The organism is Shigella sp. FC1967 (assembly GCF_001743005.1).
In the GTDB taxonomy this organism is placed as follows: domain Bacteria; phylum Pseudomonadota; class Gammaproteobacteria; order Enterobacterales; family Enterobacteriaceae; genus Proteus.
This window is the reverse complement of sequence record NZ_MIIZ01000486.1, coordinates 1-210: the sequence shown is the minus strand read 5'-3', so window position 1 is coordinate 210 and position 210 is coordinate 1. Positions and strand designations below refer to the sequence as shown.

General features: G+C 47.1%; 1 protein-coding gene. It reads right to left on the bottom strand.

Going from position 1 to position 210, the window contains the following annotated elements; all coding sequences use genetic code 11:
* Positions 1–210 (bottom strand): recombination-associated protein RdgC (rdgC, locus tag BHE89_RS04195; RefSeq protein ID WP_286145876.1); only part of this gene is annotated, 210 nt, incomplete at both ends.

Here is a 210-nt window from a genome sequence, read left to right as displayed (position 1 = left end):
TAAGTGCTTCACCACATCCCCCATGGGTGAAACCCAACCTGTTTTGGTCATATCTTGGCTACTGCAAGGTGTGAATGCCAATGAAGCAAGCTGTTGTTCCTGCAACATGAATAAGTGCTTCACCACATCCCCCATGGGTGAAACCCAACCTGTTTTGGTCATATCTTGGCTACTGCAAGGTGTGAATGCCAATGAAGCAAGCTGTTGTTC